1 protein-coding gene is annotated in these 292 nt (G+C 68.5%); it reads left to right on the top strand.

Annotated elements, in window-relative coordinates; all coding sequences use genetic code 11:
- The coding region (locus P6709_RS19800; protein ID WP_278242622.1) for an ATP-binding cassette domain-containing protein at positions 1-292 on the top strand (292 nt) is incomplete at both ends.

Raw genomic sequence — 292 nt, 5'->3', positions numbered from 1 at the left:
GATCCTGCTCGACGGCGAGAACGTGCTCGACCGCGCCCAGGACCTGTCGCTGCTCCGCGCCCGCGTGGGCATGGTGTTCCAGCAGCCCACCCCGTTCCCCATGTCGATCTACGACAACGTGGCCTTCGGCGTGCGCCTCTATGAGAACCTCTCCAAGCCCGACATGGACGTCCGCGTGGAGCAGTCCCTGCGCCGCTCGGCCCTGTGGGACGAGGTGAAGGACAAGATCCACAGCTCCGGTCTCGGCCTCTCCGGCGGCCAGCAGCAGCGCCTGTGCGTGGCCCGCACCATC

This window comes from Jeotgalibacillus sp. ET6 (assembly GCF_029667115.1).
Taxonomy (GTDB): Bacteria; Bacillota; Bacilli; order Bacillales; family Jeotgalibacillaceae; genus Jeotgalibacillus.
The sequence above is the reverse complement of the archived record's forward strand: the minus strand, read 5'-3'. Positions and strand labels throughout refer to the sequence as shown.